The sequence below is a fragment of the Mycobacterium sp. genome, assembly GCF_032161845.1.
Lineage (GTDB): Bacteria > Actinomycetota > Actinomycetes > Mycobacteriales > Mycobacteriaceae > Mycobacterium.
The window spans coordinates 1-25,456 of the sequence record NZ_JAVRQA010000253.1; the positions used below are offsets into that span (position 1 = coordinate 1).

Annotated in this window: 27 protein-coding genes; 11 read left to right on the top strand and 16 right to left on the bottom strand. The window is 67.2% G+C overall.

What is annotated here, in order from left to right; genetic code table 11:
- Positions 1-113 precede the first annotated feature (113 nt).
- The 4 genes from QOD90_RS14380 to purS all read right to left on the bottom strand — a co-directional run bounded on the left by QOD90_RS14380 (position 114) and on the right by purS (position 2,733).
- Entirely contained in the window at positions 114-1,457 is a 1,344-nt protein-coding gene (locus tag QOD90_RS14380) for a hypothetical protein (RefSeq protein WP_526350785.1), read from the bottom strand.
- Between the two features lie 3 nt (positions 1,458-1,460).
- Positions 1,461-1,745, bottom strand: a complete 285-nt coding sequence (locus QOD90_RS14385) for a hypothetical protein (RefSeq protein WP_526350787.1) — start codon at positions 1,743-1,745, stop codon at positions 1,461-1,463.
- Positions 1,746-1,822: 77 nt separating this feature from the next.
- Positions 1,823-2,497 carry a phosphoribosylformylglycinamidine synthase subunit PurQ gene (gene purQ / locus QOD90_RS14390; RefSeq protein ID WP_526350789.1) on the bottom strand — a complete coding sequence of 225 codons (675 nt, stop codon included), beginning with the start codon at positions 2,495-2,497 and terminating at the stop codon, positions 1,823-1,825.
- Positions 2,494-2,733, bottom strand: coding sequence for a phosphoribosylformylglycinamidine synthase subunit PurS (gene purS / locus QOD90_RS14395; protein ID WP_526350791.1), 240 nt, complete (start codon positions 2,731-2,733; stop codon positions 2,494-2,496). The genes purQ and purS overlap by 4 nt, the downstream gene beginning before the upstream one ends.
- Positions 2,734-2,807: 74 nt before the next feature.
- Between purS and QOD90_RS14400 the strand changes: the two genes are divergently transcribed.
- From QOD90_RS14400 to QOD90_RS14410, 3 genes are read left to right on the top strand one after another with little or no spacing between them, the layout of a single operon-like run.
- Positions 2,808-3,458, top strand: a complete 651-nt coding sequence (locus QOD90_RS14400; RefSeq protein WP_526350793.1) for an MBL fold metallo-hydrolase — start codon at positions 2,808-2,810, stop codon at positions 3,456-3,458.
- On the top strand, positions 3,459-4,076 hold the full coding sequence (locus QOD90_RS14405; protein ID WP_526350795.1) for a hypothetical protein: 618 nt from the start codon (positions 3,459-3,461) through the stop codon (positions 4,074-4,076).
- A gap of 49 nt (positions 4,077-4,125) precedes the next feature.
- Positions 4,126-4,503 carry a hypothetical protein gene (locus QOD90_RS14410; RefSeq protein ID WP_526350797.1) on the top strand — a complete coding sequence of 126 codons (378 nt, stop codon included), beginning with the start codon at positions 4,126-4,128 and terminating at the stop codon, positions 4,501-4,503.
- Positions 4,504-4,548: 45 nt separating this feature from the next.
- On the opposite strand, the gene QOD90_RS14415 is transcribed toward QOD90_RS14410, so the two are convergent.
- The 4 genes from QOD90_RS14415 to QOD90_RS14430 all read right to left on the bottom strand — a co-directional run bounded on the left by QOD90_RS14415 (position 4,549) and on the right by QOD90_RS14430 (position 8,070).
- Positions 4,549-6,195, bottom strand: coding sequence for an FAD-binding dehydrogenase (locus tag QOD90_RS14415; protein WP_526350799.1), 1,647 nt, complete (start codon positions 6,193-6,195; stop codon positions 4,549-4,551).
- Positions 6,196-6,219: 24 nt separating this feature from the next.
- A complete protein-coding gene (locus QOD90_RS14420) occupies positions 6,220-6,933 on the bottom strand; it encodes a DUF2334 domain-containing protein (protein WP_526350801.1) in 714 nt (237 codons plus the stop codon).
- 70 nt (positions 6,934-7,003) lie between these two features.
- On the bottom strand, positions 7,004-7,492 hold the full coding sequence (locus tag QOD90_RS14425; protein WP_526350803.1) for a glutathione peroxidase: 489 nt from the start codon (positions 7,490-7,492) through the stop codon (positions 7,004-7,006).
- Positions 7,493-7,515: 23 nt separating this feature from the next.
- Entirely contained in the window at positions 7,516-8,070 is a 555-nt protein-coding gene (locus tag QOD90_RS14430; RefSeq protein ID WP_526350805.1) for a TetR/AcrR family transcriptional regulator, read from the bottom strand.
- 84 nt (positions 8,071-8,154) lie between these two features.
- Between QOD90_RS14430 and QOD90_RS14435 the strand changes: the two genes are divergently transcribed.
- Positions 8,155-8,601, top strand: coding sequence for a DoxX-related protein (locus QOD90_RS14435; RefSeq protein WP_526350806.1), 447 nt, complete (start codon positions 8,155-8,157; stop codon positions 8,599-8,601).
- On the opposite strand, the gene QOD90_RS14440 is transcribed toward QOD90_RS14435, so the two are convergent.
- On the bottom strand, positions 8,530-10,674 hold the full coding sequence (locus tag QOD90_RS14440) for a S9 family peptidase (protein ID WP_526350808.1): 2,145 nt from the start codon (positions 10,672-10,674) through the stop codon (positions 8,530-8,532). The two genes, QOD90_RS14435 and QOD90_RS14440, sit on opposite strands and share 72 nt — an antisense overlap.
- Positions 10,671-11,561, bottom strand: a complete 891-nt coding sequence (locus tag QOD90_RS14445) for a phosphoribosylaminoimidazolesuccinocarboxamide synthase (protein ID WP_526350810.1) — start codon at positions 11,559-11,561, stop codon at positions 10,671-10,673. Before QOD90_RS14445 ends, QOD90_RS14440 begins: the two co-directional genes overlap by 4 nt.
- Positions 11,562-11,601: 40 nt before the next feature.
- Here QOD90_RS14445 and QOD90_RS14450 point away from each other — a divergent pair, with 40 nt between their 5' ends.
- Together QOD90_RS14450 and QOD90_RS14455 are read left to right on the top strand one after the other, a co-directional pair.
- The gene (locus tag QOD90_RS14450) at positions 11,602-12,216 is read left to right on the top strand and encodes a hypothetical protein (RefSeq protein WP_526350812.1); all 615 of its coding nucleotides are present in this window, start codon (positions 11,602-11,604) and stop codon (positions 12,214-12,216) included.
- A 101-nt stretch (positions 12,217-12,317) separates the two neighbouring features.
- Entirely contained in the window at positions 12,318-13,205 is an 888-nt protein-coding gene (locus tag QOD90_RS14455; RefSeq protein ID WP_526350814.1) for an endonuclease domain-containing protein, read from the top strand.
- A 26-nt stretch (positions 13,206-13,231) separates the two neighbouring features.
- On the opposite strand, the gene QOD90_RS14460 is transcribed toward QOD90_RS14455, so the two are convergent.
- Positions 13,232-14,449, bottom strand: coding sequence for a cytochrome P450 (locus QOD90_RS14460; protein WP_526350816.1), 1,218 nt, complete (start codon positions 14,447-14,449; stop codon positions 13,232-13,234).
- Positions 14,446-15,864: an adenylosuccinate lyase gene (gene purB / locus QOD90_RS14465; protein ID WP_526350818.1), complete on the bottom strand. Its 1,419-nt coding sequence runs from the start codon at positions 15,862-15,864 to the stop codon at positions 14,446-14,448. Before purB ends, QOD90_RS14460 begins: the two co-directional genes overlap by 4 nt.
- A 41-nt stretch (positions 15,865-15,905) precedes the next feature.
- Here purB and relZ point away from each other — a divergent pair, with 41 nt between their 5' ends.
- The gene (gene relZ / locus QOD90_RS14470; protein WP_526350820.1) at positions 15,906-17,615 is read left to right on the top strand and encodes a bifunctional ribonuclease/(p)ppGpp synthase; all 1,710 of its coding nucleotides are present in this window, start codon (positions 15,906-15,908) and stop codon (positions 17,613-17,615) included.
- Here relZ and QOD90_RS14475 read toward each other — a convergent pair.
- The 3 genes from QOD90_RS14475 to QOD90_RS14485 form a co-directional block, all read right to left on the bottom strand.
- Entirely contained in the window at positions 17,612-19,060 is a 1,449-nt protein-coding gene (locus tag QOD90_RS14475) for an amino acid permease (protein WP_526350822.1), read from the bottom strand. The genes relZ and QOD90_RS14475 overlap by 4 nt on opposite strands.
- Positions 19,061-19,130: 70 nt before the next feature.
- Positions 19,131-20,111 carry an SDR family NAD(P)-dependent oxidoreductase gene (locus QOD90_RS14480; protein WP_526350824.1) on the bottom strand — a complete coding sequence of 327 codons (981 nt, stop codon included), beginning with the start codon at positions 20,109-20,111 and terminating at the stop codon, positions 19,131-19,133.
- Between the two features lie 10 nt (positions 20,112-20,121).
- Positions 20,122-20,769, bottom strand: coding sequence for a TetR/AcrR family transcriptional regulator (locus QOD90_RS14485; protein ID WP_526350826.1), 648 nt, complete (start codon positions 20,767-20,769; stop codon positions 20,122-20,124).
- 94 nt (positions 20,770-20,863) lie between these two features.
- On the opposite strand from QOD90_RS14485, the gene QOD90_RS14490 reads away from it, so the two are divergent.
- A complete protein-coding gene (locus QOD90_RS14490) occupies positions 20,864-21,769 on the top strand; it encodes an alpha/beta hydrolase (protein WP_526350828.1) in 906 nt (301 codons plus the stop codon).
- A gap of 5 nt (positions 21,770-21,774) precedes the next feature.
- Here QOD90_RS14490 and purD read toward each other — a convergent pair whose 3' ends face one another.
- Positions 21,775-23,076, bottom strand: a complete 1,302-nt coding sequence (purD, locus tag QOD90_RS14495; RefSeq protein WP_526350830.1) for a phosphoribosylamine--glycine ligase — start codon at positions 23,074-23,076, stop codon at positions 21,775-21,777.
- Between the two features lie 72 nt (positions 23,077-23,148).
- On the opposite strand from purD, the gene QOD90_RS14500 reads away from it, so the two are divergent.
- The 3 genes from QOD90_RS14500 to QOD90_RS14510 all read left to right on the top strand — a co-directional run.
- Positions 23,149-24,375: a cytochrome P450 gene (locus tag QOD90_RS14500; RefSeq protein ID WP_526350836.1), complete on the top strand. Its 1,227-nt coding sequence runs from the start codon at positions 23,149-23,151 to the stop codon at positions 24,373-24,375.
- A gap of 26 nt (positions 24,376-24,401) precedes the next feature.
- On the top strand, positions 24,402-25,019 hold the full coding sequence (locus QOD90_RS14505; protein WP_526350832.1) for a TetR/AcrR family transcriptional regulator: 618 nt from the start codon (positions 24,402-24,404) through the stop codon (positions 25,017-25,019).
- Between the two features lie 10 nt (positions 25,020-25,029).
- Positions 25,030-25,456, top strand: a 427-nt coding sequence (locus tag QOD90_RS14510; protein WP_526350834.1) for an EspA/EspE family type VII secretion system effector, incomplete at its 3' end; no start/stop codon positions are given.

Consider the following 25,456-nt stretch of genomic DNA (forward strand, 5'->3'; position numbering starts at 1 on the left):
AACCACTGTCGTCGGGTATTCCCCGCGGCCGAACGAAACCACCGCCCATACGACGCTCATCAAGGCCAGTCCGTTGACTGCGACGAAGTAGAACCCCAAGCCCAGTGCGTTCTTCACTGCGGGCAGACCAATTCGCCGACGAAGCCACCGAGTTTGCCGAATCCGAACCCGCCGGTTCCGCTGGCAATGCCCGCCCAGATGGGGCCCAGTTCGGGCTGAAATGCCGTGAGTGCAGCGTCGACGGCAACGCCACCGGCCAGGCCCACGCCACCCTTCCACGCCGCGACGCAGGCGTCGTGCTTGGTCTCCGCCGTCGCCACGTCGTAAAGCGAGGCCACCACCCCGAACGCCGGTCCGCCGAATTTCGCCCCCGCCCCGACGTTCTCGAGAGCCCGAGCGCTCAGCCCGGGAATGCCCTTCTCTGCCTGCTTCTCCAAGGCCGTCATCGAACCCCCGACGACGTCCGGGACGGGATCGGCAAAGAAGGAATCCGCGAGAGTGCCGTGTCTGCCGTCCGCCGTCGTCACAGCGCCGCTGCACTTGCCGTCCGGGGTTCGCGTCATCACGACCGACGTCCCGTCGGTCCACCAGACGTTCGTCGTCTCAGTGCCATCCTCACCGTGAATCGTCTCCGCAACTGACACTTCATTGCCGTTCTTGTCGTATTGGGTGACCTGCAGGGTGCCTTCCGGCAGTACGTGCGCACTGGGGGGCCAGCCGCCTTCTTCCTTGATCAACTGCTTGCTGCCGTCGACCATGTACAACGTCTTGAAGTGGTTGCCGTTCTCGTCGTTCGATTCGTCGGTCTCGCGAACGGTCGTGGCCATGTCCTGCTCGCGTCCGATTTCCTGAAGCTGTCGGCCGCCTTCGGTCCGAGGATCCGGCACCTCGTCACCTGGCACGGGCGGAGGTGGTCCGGGTGGTCCCATCCGGTGAACCTTGAACTCCGCACCTTGCAAAGCTCTCGCTGCCAACAGTTTCTGCGTCGTTTGCTCGTCCGCGCTCCCTACTGCAGACAACAGCCCGTTGATCTCACCCTGCGCCGCTTGGGCTTGCTTCTGCAGATCGGCGGCGTGATCGGCGGTCATTGCCGCAGGCCTGATCTGAACCACCCAGTTGTCAGCGACGCTCAGCTCGGTCCGGTCAATCGCGTCCGCCTCGTGCAGCAGATCTGTGCGCGCCTTGCCAATGTTCGTGCTGCCATCCCGCAGTGCCGTCGCCACAGCGTTCGTGTAGTGGAGATAGTTCGACGATCTCGTCACCGCCCGGCCGAACATGCCCGTTGCCGCATCGTGCGCCGGGCCCCGCCAGGTCCGCATATCGTCCATCCGGTCACAGTCGTCGTCGAGCTGTCGCACGGTGTCGAACACCTTCTGGCCGACCTTGTCGATCGAGGCCGCGCCTGCCGCGAGCGAGTCGGGGTTCCAGCTGGTCAATCTGGTTCGAGTTGGCAACACGGGCTAGAACAATCTCCCGAACCCGCTCGCGAGCGCCGCGTCCTCCACTTCGTACCGGTCACCGGCTCCGCGGACAGCCACCCCGATCGCCGAAACGTCGTCGATGATGTCCTTGGCCGCCAGGTAAACGTGATCACCGATCTCCCGGACGGCCCACTGTGTCTCCGAGCCGGGCAGACCATCGGCCGCCCCACCCGCGACGCCGTCGACGTTGAGACCGTTCATCTCTGCCGAGGCATGATCGACCTGACCGGCGAAGGCTCGCAACAGATCTGGATTGACCAGCATCAAACACCTCCTGCATCGACCGAGTTTGACCAGCCTCTCGACGCTAACATCCGCTCAGGGGTGTTCCGCGCGGCAAATCAGGCGGCGAGCACCGCGTCCAGCGCCGAGTAGAACAGCCCGAGCCCATCGTCGGACGGGCCGGTCAATGCCTCGGTCGCATGCTCGGGATGCGGCATGAGGCCGACGACGCGGCCGTTGGCCGAACTGATGCCGGCGATGTTGCGCAGCGAACCGTTGAGATTCTCCCGATACCGGAAGACGACGCGATCCTCGCCCTCCAACTCGTCGAGCACCGCATCGGAGGCCACGAAGCGGCCCTCGCCAGACTTCAGCGGCACCAGCAGGTCGGCGCCCTTCTCGTAGCGGGTGGTCCACGCCGACGACGCCGAAGCCACCTCCAGCCACACGTCGCGGCAGACGAAGTGGAGACCGACATTGCGGGTCAGCGCACCCGGCAAAAGTCCCGCTTCGCACAGCACCTGAAAACCGTTGCAAATCCCCAAGACCGGCATCCCACGCCCGGCAGCAGCGACCACTTCACCCATCACCGGCGCGAACTTGGCGATCGCGCCGCAGCGCAGATAGTCGCCGTAGGAGAACCCGCCGGGGACCACGACGGCGTCCACACCCTTGAGGTCGGCGTCCGCGTGCCACAGGCTGACCGACTCCGCGCCAGCCAATCGGACGGCGCGCGCGGCATCGACGTCGTCGAGCGTCCCTGGGAACGTGACGACTCCGACCCGGGCGGTCACTGCTCTTCCCGGCTGACGGTCCAGTCCTCGATGACGGTATTGGCGAGCAGCGACTCGGCGACCTCGGCGAGCGTCTCGTCACTCACGCTGTCGTCGACCTCGAGCTCGAAACGCTTGCCCTGCCGGACATCTGACACACCGGATACGCCGAGGCGGCCCAGTGCTCCGACGATCGCCTGACCCTGCGGGTCGAGGATCACCGTCTTGGGCATCACGTGCACTACGACGCGGGCCACGCGCGGCTCCTGTCCATTGAAGAAGATTGCTCGGCGCTCACTCTACCGGCGGCCCGGCGCGCCACAATGGAGCCATGCAACTGACGCACTTCGGCCATTCCTGTCTGCTCGCGAGCTTTCGGGAAGGACCTTCCGAAACCACCGTGCTGTTCGACCCTGGGAACTTTTCCCACGGCTTCGAGGGGGTCACCGGGTTGTCTGCGATCCTCATCACACATCAACACCCCGATCACGTCGACGTGGCACGTCTGCCAGCGCTGATCGACGCGAACCCGCAGGCCGCGCTGTACGCCGACCCGATGACCGCGGCCCAGCTCGGCGGGGCCTGGCAGGCCGTCAACGTGGGCGACGCAGTCACGGTCGGCCACCTGAACGTCCGCGGGGTCGGCGGCGTTCACGCGGTGATCCACCCCGAGATTCCGGTGATCGACAACATTTCGTACCTCATTGGCGACGAAGGGCACCCCGCCCGGCTGATGCATCCCGGCGACGCACTGTTCGTCCCTGGCGAGCCCGTCGAGGTTTTGGCCACCCCGGCCGCCGCGCCGTGGATGAAGATCTCCGAGGCGGTGGACTACCTGCGGGCGGTCGCACCGACGCGCGCGGTCCCGATTCACCAGGCGGTGGTGGCCAAGGAAGCCCGCGGCATCTACTACGGGCGCCTGTCCGAGATGACCGACACCGACTTCCAGATCCTCGAGGAGGAGAACGGCACGGACATCTAGATGGCGGGCGCGCGACGACTGGTGTTCACCGGGCACATCGCGGGTCTCGGCACCGCGGCGGGGATTCGAATGGTCATCGGATCGTGGTCGGAGTCTCCGTTCGGCCGGTTCGCCGACGTGATGGTGGAAACGGCGGACGGCCAACGAACCTTGCTGGCACCCCGTCAGGAGATCGCCGAATTCGTCTCGGCAACATACACTTTCGATCACATCGAGATCGGTCCGGTCAGCGTCGAACACAATTCGGCCGGGTTCAGTGTCGCCGCGCCCGGGCTCACCGTAGCCGGCCGGTTGGGCGCGTCCGCGCCATTCGACTCATTGCTTCGGCTGGTGCCGTCGCGACTGGCGACGGCGCCGCTCTGGCTCCGTGCCATCGACCCCGTCGCCTCCCGGTTGCTGAAGGGGGTCCGCACCGCGGGCAGTGCGGGCAACGGCCGCCGGGAGTACTACGGGGTGCGACGGAGCAGGCGGATCACCGCTGTCACCGGCACCTTTCGCGGGGTCGACGTCGGCGGTCTCGCACCGTTGGATCCACCCGTCCGGTTCGGCTTCTCCTCGGCTCCGAGCACTCCGCAGATGGTGTCGGTCACGACGACGATCGACCTCCCCGCCACCTGACGAATCCTGGGCGGTGGCTGTGATCGGCTGAACCGGACAGTATTCCGGCATGCCGCCTCGATCAGCACGCGCCGAATCCGCCAGGCGTGGGGTCAGCCCACTGCAGACCGTGCACCCGGGCTACTACTCGCTGCACGGCGCAGCTGTCGTACCTGCCGACGCACCGAACGCTCCAGCGCGTAGCGGCGAGCGCCCCACCTACCCTGCTGACGTCGCACAATCGCGCCTGTTCCAGGCGCTTCTGCTGGACGAACTCGACGAGTTGGAGGATCTCGTCGCGGCGACCGAGCGGCGACGCAGACGCAGGCGCGAGGAGAACCCGGACGATTCGGTCGCCGTGCCCCACGCCCTTCTGCAACTCCGCGAACGCATCAAGGAAGCACGGCGACTTCTCGACGCACTGCACGAACGCTTCCCAAGGGACTGAGCCACGACGCGGACGGGTCGACTTCGGCTCAGCCGGATTCGAACCTCAACCGCCGTCGCGCACCGCGGCCCGACCCGCCGCCCGTCCTGAGAAGACACAGCCGCCGAGGAAGGTGCCCTCGAGCGATCGATAGCCGTGAACTCCGCCACCGCCGAAGCCAGCCGCCTCCCCTGCGGCGTACAGCCCGTCGAATGCCGTCCCGTCCGGCTTCAGCACGCGGGAGTCGAGATCTGTTTCCAGTCCTCCCAGCGACTTTCGCGTCAGGATGTGCAGTTTGACCGCGATCAGCGGACCTGCCTTCGGGTCGGTGATCGGGTGCGGTGCGACAACGCGGGCCACCCGGTCGGCCAGGTAGTTGCGCGCACCGCGGATGGCCGTCACCTGGCTGTCCTTGGTGTAGGAGTTGACGACTTCACGGTCGCGCGCGGTCACCTCGACCTCGACGACGTCGTAGTCCAGTGGTTCGACGTCGGGTACGTCGTTCATCTTCGCGACCAGATCCCGCAGGGTCGTCGCCGAGACGAAGTCCACACCGCGGTCGACGAATCGCTGCACGGGCTCAGGGGCACCCGGTTTCACACGCGCGAGCACCTGCCGCACGCTGCGCCCGGTCAGGTCGGGATTCTGCTCCTGCCCCGACAGCCCGAACTCCTTGGCGATGATGCGCGCGTTGAGGACGAACCAGGTGTAGTCGTGGCCCGTCTTCGCGATGTACTCGAGCGTGCCGAGGGTGTCGAATCCTGGGTAGAGCGGCGCGGGGAGCCGACGGCCTGTCGCGTCGAGCCAGATCGACGACGGTCCAGGAAGGATCCGGATACCGTGTCGGGGCCAGATCGGGTCGTAGTTGGTGATGCCCTCGGTGTAGTGCCACATCCGGTCTGCGTTGATGAGATTGGCGCCTGCGGCCTCGGTGATGCCGAGCATCCGGCCATCGACGTGGGCGGGAACGCCGCTGAGCAACTGATCGGGTACCCGGCCCATCCTGGCCGGCCAATTCTTGCGGACCAGGTCGTGGTTGCCGCCGATTCCGCCACTGGCGACGATGACGGCCGGTGCCCGAAACTCGAACTCGCCGATCGTGTTTCGTGACGAGGCGACGCCACGCGCTTCGGTCGACGGCTCCAGTACCGCACCGCGCACCCCGGTTACCGCGCCGGCCTCGACGATCAGTTCGTCGACCCGGTGGCGATGGGCGAATCGCACCTTTGCGCCTGCCGCCAGGAGCCTGCGAGCGAAGACGTCCACCATCGCGGGACCGGTACCCCACGTGATGTGGAAGCGCGGCACCGAATTGCCATGCCCGCGAGCGTCATAGCCGCCGCGCTCGGCCCAGCCGACGAGGGCGAAGGTCTGCAAGCCGCGCTCGCGGAGCCAGCTGCGTTTCTCGCCTGCCGCGAAGTCGACGTAGGCGTGCGCCCACTGGCGGGGCCAGTGATCCTCCGGCCGGTCGAATCCCGCCGTGCCGAGCCAATCCTGGAGCGCCAGATCGTGGCTGTCGCGGATGCCCAGTCTGCGTTGTTCGGGACTGTCCACGAAGAACAGCCCGCCGAACGACCAGAAGGCCTGTCCGCCGAGGTTGGCGGCATTCTCTTGATCGACGATCAGGACCGAGCGGCCCTTGTCCAGCACCTCGCAGGCGGCGACCAGCCCGGCAAGCCCGGCTCCGACCACGATGACATCAACGTCAGCCATAGGTCGTCAGGTTAGCCGCCCAAGCTAGGCGGCGTCCGTCACGTCTGTCAGTACGGGCTTTGGCTCCCAGCGGTACACCGCAGGCGTGCACCGGTGCAAGAGGGCGAGGTCGATCGCGTCCAGCATCGCCTGACGGGGACCCGGTCGACGCAACTGCCCTGCCGCGACGGCAACGCGGACCGTCCCGGCCCGGCGCGCGGTGCGTTCGGCGGAGAGCACCAGCGTCCGGCACCACCACGACTCGGTGAGGAAGCCCTCGCCGATGCCGACGACCCTGGCCCGTGATGTCGTCCCACGTACCAGGTCGGTGATCCCGCTCAGCTCCGCGACGAGCCGGAACCCGTTGCGCGGCAATGCGGTAACCGTCCCGTGCGACACCGTCCACCCTGGCGCGGCGAACAATCGGGTGCGTAGGCCCAGGTGTTCGAGGACGCGGTCGGCGCCCATCAGCCTCAGGTTGGCTTCGTGCGCTTGCAGGGTCGCGAATTCGCCGCGACGCTTCTTGGTCGCGGCCTCGTCGTAACCGTGCAGGACGACGGCGTCGCCCTCGGCGCGGCGCCCGGCCAACCACTCCACGGTCGGGGCGTCCCGATCGAGCCGGTAGCCGCCCTTCAGTCGCGGTGCCACCAGGAACGAGGCGGGCACGTTGCGCGCGACGAGTTCGGCACGGAACGCGTCGACGTCGGCCAGCGTGCGGTCCTTGATCCCGGAGATCGAGACGATCAGTTCTCCAGCCACGCACCGCAGTATGGCAACGCCAGGTGTCTCGACGGTGTCAGACAGGCGGGCAGGAGTTGACGTCTTGGGGTTAGCCCGGCAGGACGGCCTCGATGGCACTGATGATCTCGGGAGCGTCCGGCTCGGTACGCGGCCGGAAGCGGCTGACGACCGCGCCGCCTGGCGCCAGGAGGAACTTCTCGAAGTTCCACTGCACGTCGCCCGCCTGGCCATCGGCATCGGCGGTCTTCGTCAGCTCCGCGTACAGCGGGTGCTGGTCAGCCCCGTTGACATCGGTCTTCGCCAGCAGTGGGAACGTCACACCGTAGGTGGTGGCGCAGAAGGACTGGATCTCTTCGGCGGTGCCTGGTTCCTGGCCCATGAACTGGTTGCACGGCACGCCGAGAACCGTCAGCCCGCGCTCGCCGTAGGCCTTTGCCAGCTGCTCCAGTGCGGTGTACTGGGGCGTCAGCCCACACTTGGACGCCACGTTCACGACGAGCACTGGGCCGTCGGCGAATTCGGCCAGCGACGTCGGCTTGCCGTCGAGGGTGGTCAACGAAATGTCGGTCAGACTCATGGGCGCGACGCTACCCCGTCGGCCTAGTCGTCGAACAGGATGCCCGCCAGCCGCTCGACCGTCGCCACCGGATCACCCGTCGTGTCGACTGCCTTGTTGAGCCACAACAGCGAAAACCCGTGCACCAGTGACCAGGCCGCGAGTGCGGCGCCCTCGGGGTCGTCCCTGGCGTGCTCGTCGACGAGGGTCCCCACACCGCGGTTGAGCTCGGCCCCCGCGGCCGTCGCCGCGGCAACCAGCTCGGGATCGGCATCGTCGTACAGCGACTTGTCGAACATCACTTCGTAGTGGCCGGGGTGGTCGAGCGCGAAGCGTACGTAGGCCCGTGCCGCGTCGATGAACTTGGGCCGGGCCTCGGTGAGCGCGGCCGCAAGCAGTCGGTAGCCCTCGGTGGCCAGCGCCGTGAAGAGCCCGCGCCGGTCGGTGAAGTGGTGAGCGGGGGCGGCGTGCGAGACGCCTGCGGCGCGCGCCAGTTCGCGCAGGGAGATGCCGTCGGCCCCGCGTTCGGCGACGAGCGTCGCGGTTTCCCCCAGGATCACCGCCTTGAGATCGCCGTGGTGATAGGAGTCCTTGCGCACGGGCCCAGCATATACCGGGAATCTTGACAGTGACAGGATCGTTGCTATCGTCATCTTGTCACTGTCTAGATTTGGAGGTTCGACATGGCCGTGTTCCTGGCTTTGATCGTCGGCAGCCTTGCCGCCCGCACCGCCGGTTGGCTGGGGGTCGACTACGTCGACGACTGGCCGGCCGCGATCGCGGTCGGTCTGGCCGTCATGTTCGTGATGACCGGCGGCGCACACTTCGCCCCGTCGATGCGGCGCGACATGATCGCGATCGTGCCACCCGCCCTGCCTGCGCCCGCACTGTTGGTGACGGTCACCGGCGCTCTTGAACTGCTCGGCGCCGCGGGTCTGCTGAACCCGCCGACCCGCGTCGCCGCCGCGGTCTGCCTCTTCCTACTGATGCTGGCGATGTTCCCCGCCAACGTCTACGCGGCGCGGATGCCCACCCCGCCCAAGTCGATGACGTCGCGGCTAGACGTTCGGACCGCGGAAGAGGTGGTCTACCTGGCCGCTGCCGTGGTGGTCGCGGTCGCCGGTGGCTAGTACCCAGGCGTACATGTACGCCGCTTCCTTCCAGCGTTCGTAGCGTCCGCTGATGCCGCCGTGACCGGCGCTCATCTCCGTCTTCAACAGGACAGGGTGGGCGTCGGTCTTGCTATGCCGCAGCGCCGCAACCCATTTGGCGGGTTCGACGTAGTACACCCTGGTGTCGTTGAGCGACGTCATCGCAAGGATGGCGGGATACTCCTTGGCTTCCACGTTCTCGTACGGCGTGTAGGACTTCATGTAGTGGTAGACCTCCTCGCTGGCCAGTGGGTTGCCCCACTCGTCCCACTCGGTGACGGTCAGCGGCAAGGATGGATCGAGGATCGTCGTCAGCGCGTCGACGAACGGAACCTGCGCGAGAATGCCCGCGAAGAGGTCGGGCGCCATGTTCGCGACCGCACCCATCAACAGCCCACCTGCACTGCCGCCCATTGCCACCAGGTTCTCGGGTCGAGTGACGTCGGTACCCACCAGATGGGCGCCCGCGGCAATGAAGTCGATGAAGCTGTTCTTCTTCTCCAACATCTTGCCGTGCTCGTACCACGGCCTGCCCATCTCTCCGCCACCCCTGACGTGAGCGATGACGAATACCACGCCGCGGTCGAGGAGCGACAGTCGCGCGATCGAGAATCGCGGGTCCTCGCAGGACTCGTACGCACCGTAGCCATAGAGCAGCGTCGGCGCCGGAAACTGCAGTCCCGCACGGTGAATGATCGAAACCGGAATCCGCGTACCGTCTGGTGCAGGCGCCCAGTCACGCCGCTCGACGTACTCCTCGGGACGGTAGTCGCCGAGTACCGCCTGCTCGCGAAGCATGGTCCGTTCACCCGTCGCCAGGTCGATGTCGTAGATGCGCACCGGAACGATGAACGACGTGGTCCCGACACGCAGTACCGGCGCCGACCAGTTCGGGTTGCCCGACAGTCCAGACGACGTCAACTCCGTCTCGAAGGTGATCTCCTCGGGTGAGCCATAGGTGCCATCGGAGCCGATGGGCCACAACTGAATACGGGGCAGCGCCTCGCTGCGGTAGCTGACGACGAGCTGACTCTCGAACGCGTCGACGGCGTCGAGTCGAACGTCGGCGCGGTGCTCGATGAGCGTGCGGAAGGCCGTCGGGTCGCTGACGGGTGCCTCGACGAGGGTGAAGTTCACGGCGCCGTCGTTGTGCAGGATGAGCCAACGGTCCTCCCCGCCAACGACGGCGTGCTCGACCGAGTACTCGACGAAGTCGCGCCGCGGCAGGATCGAGACGAACTCGGTCTCGCCGTCGGCGGCGTCGCCGTAGAACATCTCCGACGTCACCGAGCTGCCGGACGCGATGACGACGTACTTGTTGCTGCGCGTCCGGCCGACCGCGACCCAGAATCGCTCGTCGGGTTCGTGGAAGACCTTGGTGGCGGGAATTCCCGCACCGAGCCGGTGCCGCCACACGGTGTCGGGTCGCCACGCGTCGTCGAGGGTGTTGTAGTAGACGGTGCGGTTGTCCGCCGCCCACGTCGCCCCCGCGCCGATGCCCTCGATGACGTCGTCGTACAGCTCGTCGGTGCGCAAGTCCTTGAAGCGCAGGGTGTATCGCTCGTCGCCGACGACGTCGACCGAGTAGGCCAGCGTGTGCCCGTCGATGCTGATCGACGCCGCGCCGAGGGAGAAGAAGTCATGCCCTTCGGCCTCGACGTTCTCGTCGAGGAGGATCTGCTCCCCGGGAACTGGGGCGTTCTCGTCGAGTTGCGGTGGGGTCCAATCTTCGGGATCGGTCACCGGGCAACGGCAGTGGATGCCGTACTGCTTGCCTTCGACGCTGCGCCCGTAGTACCACCACTCGCCGCGCCGGGTCGGCACCGACAGATCGGTCTCCTTGGTGCGAGCCTTGATCTCGTCGAAGATCTTCTGCCGCAACGGCGCCAGATGATTTGTCTGTTGATCGGCGTACACGTTCTCGGCCTCGAGGTAGGACATCACCTCCGGATCTGATTTGTCCCGAAGCCACTCGTAGGGGTCGATGAAGACGTCCCCGTGGTGCTCGCGTCGATGGTCGACACGCTTGGCAATCGGCGGGGTGCCGCTCATTTGGCTCCGATCCAGTCTGCGAACGTCAACCCTGAAATGCGTTCGTATGCTTCGATGTAACGGGCCCTGGTGGCCTCGACGATGTCCGCCGGCAGGGCCGGGGGTGGCACGTCACCGCTACGGTCCCAGCCCGAATCGGGTCCGGTCAGCCAGTTTCGGACGAACTGCTTGTCGAAACTGGGCTGCACGACACCCTCCTGGTAGGCGTCGGCCCGCCAGTAACGGGACGAGTCGGGCGTGAACACCTCGTCGGCGAGCACCATGTCACCGCTCTCGTCGATCCCGAACTCGAACTTGGTGTCGGCGATGATGATGCCCTTGCTCAGCGCGTGCGCGGCGGCCTGCCCATAGATCTGCAGTGTCAGGTCGCGCAGCTGTGCGGCCCGCTCCGCGCCGACGACGCCGACGACGTCCTCGAAGCTCACGTTCTCGTCGTGTTCTCCCAGTTCGGCTTTCGTGGCGGGGGTGAACAGCGGTTCCGCGAACTTGCTGGCTTCGGTGAGACCGTCGGGAAGCTCGATGCCACAGACCCGACCGGTCGCGCGGTAGTCGATGATGCCGGATCCGGTGAGGTAGCCGCGGGCCACGCACTCGACGGGCATCATCTCGAGCCGTTTGACCACCAGCGCGCGGCCAAGCACCTCGGCCGGTATCCGCTCGTCGTCGGCCGGACCCGCCAGATGATTGGGCGCGTCCAGGTAGTCGAAGAAGAACACGCTCATCGCGGTGAGGATGCGACCCTTGTCGGGGATCTCGCTGTCGAGGACGAAGTCGAATGCAGAGATGCGGTCGCTGGCGACGAACAGGAGATTGTCGGCGTCGATGCGATAGAGCTCGCGGACCTTGCCGCTGGCCAGATGTTCGTAGTCGGTCAGAGCTGGGCGCATCGGGCAAGACTATCGGTCCATCTGTGTTGGGATCACATCCATGAGCTCTCGCTACGTGCCGTACGCCACCACGCCTGGCCGGCTGCTCGCCCAGCTGACCAGCGACGTCGTCGTCGTCCTGTGGACCACCGTGTGGGTGTTCGTCGGTCTGGCCGTGCACTCCGCGGTCAAGACGATCGCCGACGTGGGCAAGCAGGTGAACGACGGCGCCACCGGTGTTTCGGACAATTTGAGCTCGGCCGGTGACAGCACCGATGACTTCCCGTTGGTCGGCGATGCACTGAGCAAGCCGCTGCGGGCCGCGAGCCGAGCTGCCCTCGACATTGCCGGTGCGGGCCACAGCCTCGACACCACGGCGACCTGGCTGGCCGTCGTGCTGGGCTTGGCCGTCGCCGCACCCCCGATCCTCTTCGTCGCACTTCCGTGGCTGGTGCTGCGGATCCGGTTCCTCCGTCGCAAGTGGACGGCGATCACGCTGGCCGCCACGCCCGCGGGCGAACAGCTGCTGGCGCTGCGCGCGTTGGCCAACCGTCCGCTGGCCAAGCTCGCGTCGGTCAGCATCGATCCCGTCGGTGCCTGGCGCCGCGACGACGCGATCGCGATCCGGGGCCTGGCCAACCTCGAACTCCGCTCGTCGGGCATCCGCCGCAAGTAGCCCCCCTGCGATTGTGTGCGTTTACCCGCGCCCACCGCGGGTTGCAACACGCAAGTCGCTGGCCATGGAACCTAGAAGCGCCTCATCCGCGTCGTATGCGCGTGATCGAAGACCTACTGCGCCGCCACGATGGCGTCATCACCGGCATTCAAGCGCGCAAGGCAGGCCTCAGCCAGGATGCGATCGAGCGCAAAGTACGGTCCAGATCTTGGCGGCGGTGCTCCCGTGGCGTCTACTTCGTCGACGACCGACTGTTCACCGACGCCGCCCGAATCCGGGCTGCGGTCTGGGCGCATGGCGACCGCGCGACGGCAAGCGGACTCGCAGCCGCCTGGTGGTTGGATCTGACTCGGTTCGCCCCCGATGTTGTCGAGGTCACCGTCCCGCGCGCCAACCATCACCCTGGCAGACCCGGCGTGCGTCGACGCAGGCGTGACCTCGATGCCGCCGACGTGATCGAACGCAATGGATTGCGGGTGACTGCTCTGCCGCTCACCGTGATCGAGGCGGCCGTGCGCCGGGGTGGCGGTCCGAAGCTGATGGATTCGGCCCTGCAGCGCCACGTCGAACTGCGGACGCTGTGGAACGCGCATCTCCGCAACAAGGGCAGACACGGTTCACCCGCCGCGCGCCGACTCCTGCAAGCCGCGGACGGCGGGGCACGGTCAGAGGCAGAACGGATCCTGGTGAACCTGCTCAGGCAGGCGGGGATGACGGGCTGGAAGGCCAACTACCCGGTTGCCGGTTATAAGGTCGATGTCGGCTTTCCGGGCTGCAAGGTCGCGATCGAGGTGGACGGCTTCGCCTATCACTCCAGCGCAGAGGACTTTCAGAACGACCGCGTCCGACAGAACGCCATCGCCCTGGCTCGTTGGCAGGTCCTGCGGTTCACGTGGATCGATCTCACCGAGTACCCCGAGCGGGTGATTGCCGAAATACGCCGCGCAACCGGTGACTTGCGTGTTGGAAGCCGCGCTCACCGCGGGTAAGCGCACACAAATCGCGGTGGCGGAGGCTAGAAGGAGACCACCATGTGCCGGATACCGGTGTGCCGGTTGCTCCGCGTCCACTCCACGGGCCGCACCAACTGCGCGCAGGAGAACCGGCCAAGCAGCTCCTCGAACAGCACCCGAAGCTCGAGGCGGGCCAGATTCGCGCCGAGGCAGTAGTGCACACCCTGCCCGAAGCCCAAGTGCGGGTTCGGCTTTCGTGTGACATCGAAGGTATCCGGGTCGACGAAGGCCAACGCGTCGCGGTTCGCCGAGCCCTCCCAGATCTGCACCTTCTGCCCGGCCTCCACCGAACACCCGCCGAGCTCGACGTCGTGTGTCGCGGTGCGCCGCTTCGATGGTGATGGCGACGTCCAGCGCACCATCTCCTCGATCGCCGTCGGTAGGAGTCCCAAATCCTCGCGCAGCAACTGCATCTGGTCCGGGTGCTCGATCAGCGCCAGCAGCCCACCGGCGACCGAGTTGCGCGTGGTCTCCGCCCCTGCGCTGAACAGCAAGCTGAAGAAGAGGTACAGCTCGAGTTCCGACATCGTCGGCCCGGAGTCGTCACAGGCATTCGCGACCACGGACAGCATGTCGTCGGTCGGATCGGCGCGCTTGGCGGCGATCAACTCCACGCCGTAGGCGTACATCCGTGAGCCCGCCTCCTCGACGGACATCCGCGAAAGGGCCGCGGTGCGCGAACCGCCGAAGTCGAACTGCGGTTCGATCGCCTCGAACAGCCAATGCCGTTCGGACTCCGGCACTCCCAATAGGATGCAGATCATCTGCATCGGCAATTCCGCTGCCACGTCGACGAGGAAGTCGAACGGCACGCCGGGCTCCACGGCGTCGAGCAGCACCCGTGTCCGCGACCGCAGATCGTCCTCGACGAGGCGGATCATCCGTGGCGTCAGACCCGAGCTCACCAGCCTGCGGATCTGTGAGTGCCGCGGGTCGTCCATCATGTTGAGCACCTGGCCCGCGATCGCCAGGTCCTGCAGCAGGGTGCCGCCGAATGGCCGGGCCCCACCGGTGACCGATGAGTAACACACCGGATCACGGAGCACCGCAAGGCTTTCCGCATAGGTGGCAACCGACCAGAAGCCCTCACCGTCGGGGGTGTGTTCGGTCGGTTCGTGCCAGTAGACCGGTGCCTCGCGGCGGTGCACCGCGAACAGCTCGTGCGGGAAGCCCGCCGCGAAGTTGTCCAGGTCGGTGAAGTCCACCGCCGTCAGACTCACAGGATGGCGTCCGAGGTGTACTTGGCCGCGTCGGGATACCGGCTCACCAACTCCTCGACGGCCGCGACCACGGCGTCGATCTGTGCGCCCGCCGCGCCGATGAACGCCGCCTTGTCCGCCAACGCCGCATCCAACGCCGCACGGTCCAGCGGCATTCGCGGATCGGCGGCCAACCGGTCCAGCAGATCGGGCTCGGCGCCGCGTTCCCGCATCGCCAGCGCGACCGCGACGGCGTGCTCCTTGATGACCTCGTGCGCCGTCTCCCGCCCGACGCCGGCGCGCACCGCGGCGATCAGGATGCGAGTCGTTGCCAAGAACGGCAGGTAGCGGTCGAGCTCGCGCTGAATCACCGCCGGGTAGGCGCCGAACTCGTCGAGCACGGTCAGGAACGTCTCGATCTGACCGTCGAGTGCGAAGAACGCGTCGGGCAGCGCGACGCGACGCACCACCGAGCAGAACACGTCCCCCTCATTCCATTGCGCGCCAGCGAGTTCGGCGGCCATCGACGCGTAGCCGCGCAGCACCACCTGCAGGCCGTTCACCCGTTCGCACGAACGCGAGTTCATCTTGTGCGGCATCGCCGACGAGCCGACCTGTCCCGGCGCGAATCCCTCGGTGACGAGCTCGTTGCCCGCCATCAGCCGGATGGTGTGCGCCAGCGACGAAGGCCCGGCGCCGAGCTGGACGAGCGCGGACACCACGTCGTGGTCCAGCGACCGCGGGTACACCTGCCCGACGCTGGTGAAAACGTCTGTGAAGCCCAGGAATTCGGCCACCCGCCGCTCCAACGAAGCCAACCGCGCGGTATCGCCGTCGAACAGATCGAGCATGTCCTGCGCGGTGCCCATGGGCCCCTTGATGCCGCGCAGCGGGTAGCGGTCGATCAGCTCCGAGAGGCGCGTCAATGCGATCAGCGTCTCCTCGGCCGCCGAGGCGAACCGCTTGCCGAGCGTCGTCGCCTGGGCGGCGACGTTGTGCGAACGGCCCGCCATCACCAGGTCGCGGTACAGGTCGGCACGCTCGGCCAACCGCGCGACGACTGCCACCCCGTGGGCGTGTATTAGTTCCAGCGAGCGACGGATCTGCAGCTGCTCGACGTTTTCGGTGAGGTCCCGGCTCGTCATTCCCTTGTGCACGTGCTCGTGGCCGGCGAGGGCGTTGAACTCCTCGATGCGCGCCTTGACGTCGTGGCGCGTCACCCGCTCGCGCTCGGTGATCGATGCGAGGTCGACCTGCTCGAGGACCCGCTCGTAGTCGGCGATGACGCCGTCGGGTACCGCGACACCCAGCTCGGCCTGCGCACGAAGGACGGCTATCCACAGTCGCCGCTCCGCGACGATCTTGGCCTCTGGTGACCAGATCGCCACCATCTCCGCACTGGCGTACCGATTGGCCAGGACATTCGGAATGCTCACGAACACACAGCCTACTGAGCCGGTAGTGCACAGTAGACCCCGTGCACTTTGTCGGCGTCGACCTCGCATGGGGTGAGCGCAAACCCACAGGCGTCGCCGTCGTCGACGAGGCGGGCAAGCTGCTGTTCGTCGGCGTCGCGCAGGACGACACCAGCATCAGGGCTGCGCTCGCGCCCTACGTCCGAGGCGACTGCCTGGTCGCCTTCGACGCGCCCCTGGTGGTCAACAACCCCACCGGTCAGCGCCCCAGCGAAGCCGCGCTCAACCGCGACTTCGCGAAGTTCGAGGCGGGCGCGCACCCCACCAACACCGGCAAGCCCGAGTTCGCGGGCACGCCGCGCGCCGCCCGGCTCGCAGCAGCCCTTGACCTCGACATCGACCCGGACTCCACCTCGACGCGGCGCGCCATCGAGGTCTATCCCCATCCGGCGACCGTGGCCCTCTTCCGCCTTGGCCGGACGTTGAAGTACAAGTCCAAGCCTGGCCGCAGCTTCGCCCAGTTGCGCTCCGAACTGTTGCGGCTGATGGACCTCGTCGAAACGTTGGCCCAGGCCACCCCACCCCTCAAGGTCGCCGACCACGACGGCTGGGTGGAACTCAGGCAGTCGGTGGAGACGGCCGAGCGCAAGAGTGAACTGCGCCGTGCCGAGGACCCCGTCGACGCCGTCATCTGCGCCTACGTCGCTCTGTTCGCCACCCGCAGGCCCGACGCCGTGACGACATACGGGGACGCCGCGACGGGTGCGACCGTCACCCCGACCCTGCCGCCGGGCCTGTTCCCAGCCCCGCCGGAGCCAACGCCCGGCGCGGTCCGGGACGCGATCGCCGAATTCGCCTCGCGGCGACCGGCGTTGCTCGAGGCGACGGACCGGTACCTCGATCTAGTCACGACGCTCCTCGACGACGCCGGCATCAACTACCTGAACGTCACGGCACGAACCAAGAGCGTGGCGTCGTTCGCGGCGAAGGCGGACCGCAGCGTCGACGGCCAGCGCCTGTACACCGACCCGCTCTCGGAGCTCACCGACCAGATCGGCCTGCGGGTGATCACGTTCCTGCGCGACGACGTCACCACCGTCGCCAACCTGCTTGCCGAGGAGATGCAGCTCCTCGACGACAGGGACATGGGCCAGGAGACCGCGCGCGAAGGCAGATGGGGTTACGCGAGCAGGCATCTGCTGGTCGCCGTCGAAGGCGAGCAGCAGCCCGCGTCGATCCAGGTGCGGACGGTCCTGCAGCACGCATGGGCCGAGTTCGAGCACGACATCCGCTACAAGGGCTCCATTCCCGAGGAGGACGCCCCCGATCTGGACCGGCGGTTCACGCTGGCCGCCGGCCTACTGGAACTGGCCGACCGCGAGTTCTCCGCGATCCGCGAGCGACTGAAGAGCTCGCCGCCCGCGCAAGAGTCCGAGCAGTCCAGCGACCCGCGCATCGGCACCCCCGTCCTCGCCACGTACCTCGGCAACCGCTTTCCCGACGCAGGCTGGTCGCGGACCGAGCACTATGCGTGGATCTCGGGGCTGCTGCTGGAACTGGGCATCGTTTCACTCGACGAACTCGACGAACTGCTCGGTGCCTTCGACACCGACGCGGTCAACGAGAAGATGGACTACCGCTACCCGGCGGGCGCCGTTCGACGTCTCGATGACGCGCTGCTCGCACGGTTCGGCGACCGCTACGTAGCACTGACGGGCAATGAGCACCGGGTCGCCCAACTTCAGGCTCGATTGGAGAAGCTCTCCGGTTAGGGCTCGGCGTCGAGTTTCTCCGCATCCGTGATGCCGGGCCCGCGGATTCCAACGGCGCGGTTGATCGCCACGGTGAGCCCGAAGAGCACGACGCCGAGGATCACCAGGGCGATCGCCAACACGTACTGCTGCAGCGGCCGCCCGGACAGCGGCAGCACCAGATAGGCCGACGCCACGAATCCCACCCACGGCAGCCACGTCGGCGTCTTGAAGTGCTGGCCACCGCCTTCCCCCTCGCTTCGCTCGCCCCCGCCTGCCTGAATGTCCTTGCGCAGCACCAGCACCGCGATGTTCACCACGGCGAACACCGCGAGCAGCAACAGTGACGTGGTGCCGCCGAGCGTCGAGATCGCCTTGTCACCGGCGAATGCGGTGACGTACAGGATGAGGCCGAAGGCGATCGTCGTGGTGAACGCGATCGCCACCCACGGGGTCCGCCGCGAGGGATGCACGGTGCCGAGTACCGGCGGCAGGACGTGCTGCTTGGCCATGCCATAGATCAGGCGACTGGCCATCAACATGTTGATCAATGCCGTGTTGGCGACGGCGAACATCGAGATGAAGGGCAGGATCTGCTCGATCGGCAGACCGGGAGCCCCTGCCTTGACCACCTCGACGAGCGGCGTCTCGCTGGCCTCCAGCGTGCCGACGGGGACGAGGGCCACCGCGATGACGGCGACCACGATGTAGACGACGCCCGCGATGCCGAGTCCGGTCAGCAGCATCTTCGGGAAGATCTTCACCGGGTCCTTGGTTTCCTCGGCCATGTTGACCGAGTCCTCGAAGCCGACCATCGCGAAGAAGGCCAGCGACGTCGCCGTCGTGACGGCAAGGAAGGCGTTCTTGTCATCGGCGGTGTCGAACGCGACCACCCGGGAGAAGTCAACGTCGCCGCCCTGGGTGAAGGCCCAGAAACCGACGAACATGACGAGCATCAGTCCGGTGATCTCGACGATGGTGAGTACGACGTTGAGCTTGACGCTCTCGCCGACGCCGCGCAGGTTGACCGCGGCCACCGCCACCATGAACAGCAATGCGACGGCGACGATTCCGCCTGTCCCCCAGTCCAATCCGAAACCTTTGAAGAAGTTCGACGCGAAGAAGCGCGACGCGGTGGATGCCGACGTGATACCGGAACACATCACGATGAAGGCCACCAGGAAGGTGACGAAGTGGACGCCGAACGCCTTGTGCGCGTAAAGCGCGGCACCGGCGGCCTGCGGGTACTTGGTCACCAACTCCAGGTAGCTGAACGCGGTCACCATCGCGATCATGAAGGCCACCAGGAATGGCAGCCAGGCCGCACCGCCCACCTCGGCGGCGACGTCCCCCGTCAGCGCGTACACGCCGGTGCCGAGAATGTCGCCGATGATGAACAGCAGCAGTAGGCCAGGCCCCATCACCCGTTTCAGCTCGGGCTGCTTCTCGACCGTCGCCTGAGCCATGGCGCCTCCCTGATGGTTCGCTGTGAGTCAGGGAGTAACCACTAACGTGCGATTTCAAGCACCGGGACCTTCACACCCCGGAAGCAACCCAGTTGCGCGCCGTGTCCGTCATCGTCGAGACCTCGTCGAGGAACCGGGCGACGACTCCCGCGTCTTCCGGCCGCTGCCACCCGAACGTCGTCGGCCGCTGCGCCCGGTCGTGCCAGAAGTGCGGCGACTGTGACGTCGGGCGGGTCGCGACGAGCCAGACCGCGGTGTCACCACCGTCGCCCGCGTCGCGCAGGATCGGGCCTGCGAACTTCTGGAACGTCGGCAGCGCGTCGGCGACACCGGGGGTCTTCGCCCATCCGGGATGCATGCTCTCGACACGGACGTCCGTGCGCGCCAATCGCTCGGCCCACGCCTCGGCAAGCACTACCTGCATGCGCTTCGTCCTGGCATAGACGCGGACGCCGTCGTACTCGCCGAGCGTCGATTCCATGTCACCGGCCTCCAGTGGCGCGCTGTACATCCCACCCGAGGAGACGAAGACGACCGACGCGCCGTCGGCATTGCGCAACAGCGGAAGCAGTCGATCGGTCATCAAGTGCGGCCCGAGGACGTGACAGGCCAGTTGCAACTCGTGGCCCTGCGGCGTCTCATCGCGTTGCTTCGGCATCACACCCGCGTTGTGTACGACGCCGTGCAGCACGTCGATGCGCCCCGACAGGTCATCCGTCCACGCCCGCACCGCGTCGAGGTCCCCGACGTCGCACACCTCGTCGATCACGACCGAACCGGGAACCTCGCCACGAATCAGGCCAGCCGAACCCTTGACCTTCTCGGGGTTGCGACCGAGCAGGTGCACGGTCGCGCCGAGTCCGGCGAAGGACTTCGCCATCGCTTCGCCAAGACCGGCCGTCGCCCCCGTGACGAGGACTCGCTTGCCCGCCATTGCGCCTGCGGGTGGGTCGGCCGGCCACCAGAGCTTGCGAACGCTCGACCCGATCTTGGAGTAGCCGAGCAGGACGGAACGGTCGAGGGCAGCGTCGAAGACGCCGGTCAGCTTCATTCCACCCAAGTTAGCCCGTTGCGGGCACGACCAAACTAGGCCGAGTCGAGTCGAACGGTGCAAGCACGTCGATGACGTCGACGAGCGTCGCCCTTGCCGTCGCCCGCGGGCCGTCCCCAACTCCGACCAGGGACGCGACGACCGCGCCGTCGACCGCGCACACCAGTGCCGTCATCAACTCCGCGCGTACCGAACGACCGGAACGCTCCACCACTTCGACGACGGCCTGGGTCCGCTGCTTCATGATGCGGCGCTGAACGTCGCGAAGCCCTGGCTGGCGCGCGCAGGCGATGTAGCGCTCGTAGCGGGAGATCAACTGTTCGGACACCCGCGTGCCCGGCCCGTCACCCACCAAGAGATCGACCAGTACGTCGGCGGTCGATTCGGCTCCGCGCTTGCGGCGCGACAGCGCCGCGACTCGCGTATCCAACGTCTCGGCCTCGCGGGTACCAACGTGTTCGACGGCTCTCTCCACGAGGTCGTCGAGCGACGAGAAGTAGTACGTCGTCGACGCCAGCGGCAGCCCGGCCCGGCGGGCGACGGCGCGATGTCGGACGGCGTCGAAGCCGCCTTCGCATAGCAGATCGGCGGCCGCGCTGACCAGCGCGTACCGCCGCCTTTCACCCTTTGGGGTGACCGCTGCCGTCACGCCTTGCATGCTGCCAGCAACGGCCTCACGGTATGGGGCTTTCGGCCAACTGCAAGGCTCTCCACAGGAATGGCCGACGACCGGCACTCGAGAAGCCAGTGGCATGATGGCCCGCATGCCAGACCTGAGCCGTCGCGCCCTTCTGCGACTCGGTGTCGGCGCCGCCGCGGGCGCCGCTGGCGCATACGCACTCGGCTCGACGTTGAGTGAGGCTCCGGTGACCCGGCCACCGGTCGCGATGACCGGAATCGGCGCACCGCTGTCCCCTCCGCTACCTCTGGAACCGCCGCCGACGGCAGCGCCGACGTACGTCACGGGGTCGTTCGTCTCGGCGGCCCGCGGGGGCGTCCCGACCAATTACGCGATCGCGCGGCCGCCGGGCCAGACCGGCCCCCTGCGACCGATGATCGCGCTGCACGGCAAGGGCCAGGACGCGGCGGGAGTGATGGCTGGCGGCGTCGAACAGGGCCTCGCGCAGGCCGTCTCGGCAGGCATTCCGCCGTTCGCCGTCGTCGCCGTCGATGGTGGCGGCAGCTACTGGCACTCACGCACTTCGGGTGAGGACTCCGGCGCCATGGTCCTCAACGAGCTCATCCCGCTGCTCGGCGAGCAGGGTTTGGACACCTCGCGCGTCGGCTTCCTTGGCTGGTCCATGGGCGGTTATGGCGCACTGTTGCTCGGCTCGAGGTTGGGTCCGGCGCGGACCGCGGCGATCTGCGCCGTCAGTCCGGCACTGTGGACGTCCTCGGGGGCGACGGCGCCCGGTGCGTTCGACGGGGCGGACGACTTCGCCGCCAACAGCGTGTGGGGCCTACCGAACCTGGCGTCGATTCCGATCAGGATCGATTGCGGCGACAGCGATCCGTTCTATTCGGCCACCAAGCAGTTCATCGCGCAGCTGCCCCACCCGCCCGCGGGTGGGTTCTCTCCCGGCGGGCACGACGGCGCATTCTGGAGTTCGCAGCTGCCAGCCGAAATCGCTTGGATGGCACCGCTTCTCGTCGCCTAACGCTGTCAATCCTCCGAGTCGCTGTGCCCCTGCCCGCCGACGAGGCTGATTCGCCCCTCGGCGGCCGCGAGTCCGATGTCGGTGCGAAAGTGACTGCCCGGCAAGCGGATCGCACCGATGACGCCATAGGCGGCCTCGCGCGCGGAGGTGAGGTCGGCGCCGGTGCCGACGACCGATAACACGCGACCGCCCGACGACAGGACGGCACCGTCGTCGCGCCTGGAGGTGCCTGCGTGCAGCACGCCGGGCGCTTCCGAGCCCGTGATGACGTCACCGACGCGAGGCCGGCCCGGGTAGTTCTCCGCGGCGAGCACCACCGCCACGGCAGCCCCGTCACTCCATTGCAGTGGCGGCTGGGCCGCGAGTTCACCCGTGGCGGCAGCCCGCAACAATCGCCCGAACGGGCTCTCCAACAGCGCCAGCACGGCCTGGGTCTCGGGATCGCCGAAGCGGCAGTTGAACTCGACGACCGCGGGGCCGCTCGACGTCATCGCCAAACCCGCGTACAGCAGGCCGGAAAACGGACAACCGCGCTTGACGAGTTCGGCGGCAACGGGTTTCACGACGTCGTCGACGATCGACGCGACGGCCTCGTCGGGCAGCCAGGCCAGCGGCGTGTATGCGCCCATTCCTCCGGTGTTGGGTCCGGTGTCCCCGTCGCCGACGCGCTTGAAGTCCTGCGCGGGCAGCAACGGCACCACCGTCTCGCCATCGACCACGCAGAACAGCGACACCTCGGGGCCGTCGAGGAACGACTCGAGCAGCACGGGGTGGCCGGAGTCGAGAAGGCTGGCCGCGTGCGCGCGGGCGGCGTCGCGGTCGGCCGTCACCACCACACCCTTGCCTGCCGCCAGGCCGTCGTCCTTGACCACCCACGCGCGATCCCCCGCCGGCGGACCGAACCGGTCAAGCGCGGCGTCGAGGCGCGCTGGATTGTCGACGATCTCGCTTCGCGCGGTCCGCACACCGGCGGCATCCATGACGTCCTTGGCAAAGGACTTGGCGCCTTCGATTCGGGCGGCGTCCCTTGACGGCCCGAAGCAGGCGATGCCCGCGCCGCGGACGGCGTCGGCGACCCCCAGAACGAGGGGCACCTCGGGACCGACGACGACGAGGTCGGCGCCGAAGCGTTTGGCCAGTTTGACCACCTCGTCCCCGGAGGTGACATCGACGTCGTATTGCTCGGCGATCGATGCCGAGCCGGCGTTCCCAGGTGCCACGGCAAGCGCGTCGACCTCGGCGTCTCGGCGCAGCGCCAGCAGCAGCGCATGTTCACGGGCACCGGATCCGATCACGAGGACGCGCACGGGGGTCACCCTAAACCTTTCCATTTCGGCCATACACATATCCCTGCGGTGTATGGTCGAGGTGTGACGACGATGCAGAGCGGCTGCCCATTCGGAGCCGGATACGACTTCACCGATCCCGACGTCCTACTCCGGGGTATCCCGGTCACCGAGTTCGCGGAGCTCCGCAAGACCGCTCCCGTCTGGTGGAACGAGCAGCAGGCGTCGATCTTCGACGACGGCGGCTACTGGGTGATCAGCCGTCACGAGGACATCAAGTCCATCTCCAGGAACGGCGAAGACTGGTCGACGAACCGCAAGGGCGCGGTGATGCGCCTGCCGGACGGTGTCACTGGTGAGCAACTGGAGCTCACCAAGGCCTTGCTGATCAACCACGACGCCCCTGAGCACACCCGGCTGCGCAAGATCGTCTCGCGGCTATTCACGCCGCGGTCGGTGGCGGCCCTGGAGGAAACTCTCGCGGTCGCAGCGCGCGAGATCGTGGCCGAGGCCGCCACCAAGGACGGCGGCAACTTCGTCGACGACATCGCGACCCGGCTGCCACTCATTGCGATCGCCGACCTCATCGGCGTGCCAGAGTCCGACCGCGAGAAGCTGTTTCACTGGACCAACAGCATCATGAACACCGACGATCCGGACTTCGACTCAGATCCGACGATGGCCAACGCGGAGCTGATGGGCTACGCCTACAACATGGCCGAGGAGCGCAGGCGCTGCCCCGCCGACGACATCGTCACCCGGCTGATCCAGGCTGACATCGACGGCGAGGCGCTGGGTGACGTCGAGTTCGCGTTCTTCGTCATCCTGCTCGCGGTGGCCGGCAACGAGACCACCCGCAATGCCATTACGCACGGCATGAACGCGTTCTTCGACAACCCGGACCAGTGGGCGCTCTTCAAGAAGGAACGGCCAGCGACAGCGGTCGACGAGATCGTCCGCTGGGCCACTCCGGTGCACTGCTTTCAACGCACCGCGCTGAGCGACGTGCAATTCGGCGACGTGACGATCCGGGAAGGGCAGCGGGCTGGCCTCTTCTACAGCTCGGCCAACTTCGACGAATCGGTCTTCGAACGGCCCTTCGAGTTCGACGTGCTACGAAATCCCAACCCGCACCTGAGCTTCGGCGGCAACGGCGCGCACTTCTGCATCGGTGCCAACCTGGCCCGCATGGAAATCAAGCTGATCTTCAACGAGCTCGCCGATCAAATTCCCGACATCGCCAAAGTAGCAGAGCCACAACGACTTCGATCGGGCTGGATCAACGGCGTCAAGCAGCTCGCGGTCTCCTACCAGGGCTGAGATCGGCGCCCGGCTACTATTCCGGCGTGCGTACCCACGGTTGGTCGGGATCGGCGCCCGCGACGGACGACGAGGCCGTCGCGCGGATTCTGAGTGCCGCAGGCAAGGCCATCGACGAACGTGGCGCCGACTTCAGCATCGCCGACGTCGCCCGCACCCTCGGGGTCACCCGTCAAACGGTTTACCGCTACTTCCCCAGCACGGAAGCCCTGCTGGTGGCCTCTGCCGTCCGCGCCGCCGATGACTTCCTCGAGCGGCTCGCCGAGCATCTGCACGGCCTCGCCGACCCGGTCGACGCCGTCACCGAGGCCATCGCGACTGCGCTGGAATGGCTGCCCAAGGACAAGCACCTCGGCCTGCTGCTGGCGCCGGGCCGGGCCGACGAGCACACCGCCTCCGTGACATCGGACGTCGCACTGCAATTCGCGAACCGCATGGTGCGTCGCTTCGACGTCGACTGGAGCGGGCTTGGGTTCTCCGAGGGTGAACTCGACGACCTCGCCGAGCACCTGCTGCGGATCATTCAGTCGTTCGTGATCGATCCGGGACGGCCACCGCGGACGGGCGAGGACCTCCGCGGCTACCTCAGGCGGTGGGTCGGCCGCGCAGTTTTGCCGCTCGATGGGGACTCGGCGGCCATCTAAACTCGACCACGTGAGCGCACTCGACGGGTTCCGGGAGATTTGGTCCCGCGCCAACGCCACCTTCGGCCAAGGCACGCCGAGCGACGGCTCCCAGTTCGACCAAAGCAGCCGATTGCAAGGTCTGCAGGACGCCGTGAAGTCGGCGCGCCCCGACGGGGCCTGGGCGGGACCCGCGTCGGAGTCCTACGCCGAGGCCAACGGCAAGCAGGAACGCACCATCGGCAACATCGCGAACCTGGACAAGCGACTCGCGGCGGAGGTCGGCCGCTCCGCCTCCGTGGTGACCGCCGGTCGGCGCGACCTGGAAGACGTCCGGCAGTGGGTGAACGACGCCGCCTCACGGGTGCCGAACACCGCAGCCGGGGAACGCATGTTGTATCCGGTGATCAGCAAGGGCTCCAGTGAGATTCAGGAGATACTGACCAGGTCCCACGGTG